This is a genomic window from Bartonella sp. OC16QHHD (genome assembly GCF_042194035.1).
Taxonomy (GTDB): Bacteria; Pseudomonadota; Alphaproteobacteria; order Rhizobiales; family Rhizobiaceae; genus Bartonella.
Genome location: NZ_JBHIMJ010000048.1, coordinates 1 through 3453, shown reverse-complemented (window position 1 = coordinate 3453; position 3453 = coordinate 1). Strand labels below are relative to the sequence as shown.

6 protein-coding genes are annotated in these 3453 nt (G+C 36.7%); 2 read left to right on the top strand and 4 right to left on the bottom strand.

Annotated features, from left to right (window positions below; translation table 11 throughout):
• The first annotated feature begins 192 nt into the window (after positions 1 to 192).
• Entirely contained in the window at positions 193 to 753 is a 561-nt protein-coding gene (locus tag ACFIK1_RS05225; protein WP_375662243.1) for a hypothetical protein, read from the top strand.
• 17 nt (positions 754 to 770) lie between these two features.
• Here the strand turns inward: ACFIK1_RS05225 and ACFIK1_RS05220 are convergent, their stop codons facing one another.
• From ACFIK1_RS05220 to ACFIK1_RS05205, 4 genes are all read right to left on the bottom strand, one after another.
• The gene (locus ACFIK1_RS05220; RefSeq protein WP_375618849.1) at positions 771 to 959 is read right to left on the bottom strand and encodes a hypothetical protein; all 189 of its coding nucleotides are present in this window, start codon (positions 957 to 959) and stop codon (positions 771 to 773) included.
• 90 nt (positions 960 to 1049) lie between these two features.
• On the bottom strand, positions 1050 to 1451 hold the full coding sequence (locus ACFIK1_RS05215; protein WP_375662242.1) for a hypothetical protein: 402 nt from the start codon (positions 1449 to 1451) through the stop codon (positions 1050 to 1052).
• Positions 1452 to 1462: 11 nt separating this feature from the next.
• Positions 1463 to 1798 (bottom strand): dATP/dGTP diphosphohydrolase domain-containing protein, encoded by a 336-nt coding sequence (locus ACFIK1_RS05210; RefSeq protein WP_375662244.1) that lies wholly within the window; start codon positions 1796 to 1798, stop codon positions 1463 to 1465.
• 676 nt (positions 1799 to 2474) lie between these two features.
• Positions 2475 to 2753, bottom strand: coding sequence for a hypothetical protein (locus tag ACFIK1_RS05205; RefSeq protein WP_375662241.1), 279 nt, complete (start codon positions 2751 to 2753; stop codon positions 2475 to 2477).
• A gap of 112 nt (positions 2754 to 2865) precedes the next feature.
• Between ACFIK1_RS05205 and ACFIK1_RS05200 the strand changes: the two genes are divergently transcribed.
• Positions 2866 to 3111: a helix-turn-helix domain-containing protein gene (locus tag ACFIK1_RS05200; protein WP_375662240.1), complete on the top strand. Its 246-nt coding sequence runs from the start codon at positions 2866 to 2868 to the stop codon at positions 3109 to 3111.
• Positions 3112 to 3453: the final 342 nt, after the last annotated feature.

Here is a 3453-nt window from a genome sequence, read left to right as displayed (position 1 = left end):
CCACCGCCTTCAAAACGGCGCGATTGAAAATTCACGGTACCACTGAACATGTCACCACTTGCACCACGTATCGCCCACCCCATCTTCGTACCTAGATCAAAACAAAGAATCGTGCTATTCACCACACCACTCCATACAAAACGTGTTTTATAAAAGCACTCAGCAGTAATTATTTCCGGAATAGGAGAGTAAATGCTTCTTAATCTTGTCCGCACAATTTTTTCAGTTTATACTAAGTACAAAGAGCAAGAAGAACGAAGACTAGGCTCCAAATTGGAACTGAGACATATTTCCCAACCAAAATATCATAGTGTTATCCCATCAAAAAAAAGCGTTCTCAGGGTAATCACAAAACCGCTGGTTCATTTACAAGTAACTTTCTATAATCCTACAAAACAGATGATTAGATTGAATCATATATGGATAGATAAAAAGAGCTCCTTTGAATTTGTTCATGTTTCATATCTTAAATCCAACTTAGAATTGCACAAACAAACAGAAGACATCTTCATTAAAACGCAAGAAAAACACGTCAACTTGATAACTCCTGAACTAAACCCAATCCAAAATGAGTGGTGTGATCTATTTAGTATCAAGGGTGAAAGTGAACTGACATTTTTACTCATTTTTGCAATGTGCAATCCATCTAAAATACAGCCTATAAATGTCATTGTAGAACATACTTCTCCAAATTATCCAACCAAAACACTCAAAGCTAATTTTTATCTTGGTTCCTATTGTAATGATGAATAGAACCAAAAATAAAACAATTAAAGCTTCTTTTTGGACCTATTTCTTATCCCCTCATTCTTCCTAAGTTTATCCTCTAGATCCCATATTATTCTTTTTTGTTTAATTATCTCATCCCTAAGCTCTCCTGCCTGTTTAAAATAGTGATAAACCTCATAAAGCAAATATAGATTGGTAGTTATAGAAAGAACTGTTGCTACTAAACTCATCTCTATCTCCTCACTTACCCTTCTTCTTACTCTTCTTATTCTTATGAAGCGGCGCTTTTACTGCTTCATCACGCTGCTTAAGCTCTTGCTTCAGTTGTTTAATTTCCTTGTCACGTTCTTCAATCTTTGTTTAAGTTCTTTAATTTCCGTATCACGTGATTGAACATCTGCTTTTAGTGTCCGTATCTTTTCACTTTTCCGTGTAAACTCTTCTCGATACGCATCTATACTTTGTTTTAGTTCTTCAATCTCTTGCTTCAGTTGTTTAATTTCTGCTGCAGACTTTCCTATATCCGCATCACATTCATAAATCATATTTCTATTCCCTAATATAAAATCAGTATTTACCTTTTTTACTCTTGCCATAAGATATTGAATCTCCTCTGAAAGAGCCTTAACCTGCGCGCGATAATACAAAGCAATACGAAACATCACTCCGCTTAAGAGCAAAACTGAAACCACTGCTATCCATAAAATCTCATTCGAACTCATCTTTATCTCCTTTAATTTTTATGAGGGCGGTCATCATGACCAATCTGTTGTGCTTCGCATTCCATTAAAAAAAGAATGCAACAAGCCGCATGTGCCAAGTGTGATAAATCACTCTCAGCATCCTTATGCTCTCCACCAAACCATGCTAATAAATGACGTAAAGCAGCACCGTGTAACCTGCTCCAGTGCATGCCATTACGCCAATTGTTTGCTCCGTACTTCTTTGCCCCAAACTCTAAAACTTTACCAATTTCAAGCAGTGCCAACGGCGGTATAAGCTCTACACGAGGCTTACCATCATCATTCTTATGCGCTTCGTTTGTGCTATATGAAACGTGTTTACGCATGTAAACTTCGTCGTTATCGCGAAAATCTTCATAGTCACAAACATCGGCATTGCCGTAAATCTTGGCATTCTCTCTAATCTTGGCATGCCCGTGAACTAACGCATTGTCATAAACTTTAGATTGATTGAAAACTTCGGCATTACCAAAAACCTTGGCTTGACCGTAGACACGTGCTTTGTTGTAAACCTTAGCATCCCCATAAATGCGAGAATTGCCGTAAACTTCTGCTTTGCCTTTTACTGAAGCATTCTCATAAATTTGCGCCTTACCATAAACATGGGTATCACGACCATAAACCTCCGCATTACCATAAATCTTTGCATAATCATAAACATACACACAATTAGAAACATCTGCACAACCGTATACTTGTGCACGCCCAAAAACACGTGCCATGCCACCAACACGGGCATCTCCAAAAACACGAGCATTGCCAAAAACATACCCATCACTAAAAGATCTATCCGAACCAGCTACCCAACAATCACCCTCATGTGATAGGTTACCTTCATGCTCTATAAAACCACCAAGATCACCTTTCTTGACTCTTCCAAAGTCTCTCAGTGCCCGTATGCGACGAAGCATTACAATACCATGTGAATTATTCTTATCAGGATAAAGCGTTATTCCTTGGCGTGTGAACTCATATTTCTTTTCTACAGCCATCTTTGTCTCCTTAATGCTGTAAAGTTTCTCCGGTGTGATCAACACCGCAGCTCTTGCAAATTTTCGACATTGGGGGGTGTTGCTCTTGCATTAATCTCTGCAAGCGCTCGGGATAAAAAAAATCTTCTGGACGCAAATCTATCCCATGATCACGTGCGTAATCTAAAATTTTTTGCTGGTGTTTTGCTGGTATGTCACGCCATCTATAAACAGATGACACATCTCTTTGCACTATGGTTGCTACAGTTTTGAAACCACCTAAATATTTTATAATTAATCTCGAAGGCATATGTAATCTCCATAACAGCACAATAAATAATTGCACTTTTTACATATGTCAACAAAAAATGCACCTTTCACATTTTTGCATTTTACGTATTTTTAGGGATAATATTTAAATTATGAGTAGCAATATTGAAAAAAGTATCCAACAATGGCTAGAAAAAAAATTAGACGAGCGCGGACACGGTGCTCAAATAGAACTAGCCGCCTACTTGGGAATCCATCAATCCACTATAAGCAGAATGATTAATCCTTACAAAAATGGAAAATCAAGAAGCATAAGTATTGGGGAATTAGTTAAAATAGCTGAGTTTTTTAACGAGCCCCCCCCAATTTCTTCAATGATGTTGATCAAGAATTTATGAATTTTTATCGTGATCTTTCTGAAGAAAACAAGAAGTCTGTGATTTTATATATTGAGTTTTTAAGGCAATCAAAAGATAAGTTATAGTTTCCTTTTCTTTCTGAGAAAACCCTTTTAAAAGATTAGAATCTTGTTCCGCTATTTGCATTTTGTATCTCCATAAATTGTGGATAGTGCACTTTTTAAAAAAACATATCTAGCATAAATATGCACTTTTTACATTTTTATGTTGACACTTGCACTTTTTGCATATATTTATCTCCCATATCTTAGAAAATAACTTTTGCCAATAGGCTGTATGGAGGCATTTGTGAATAAACCAGTGTTTATAAATTCTGATGAA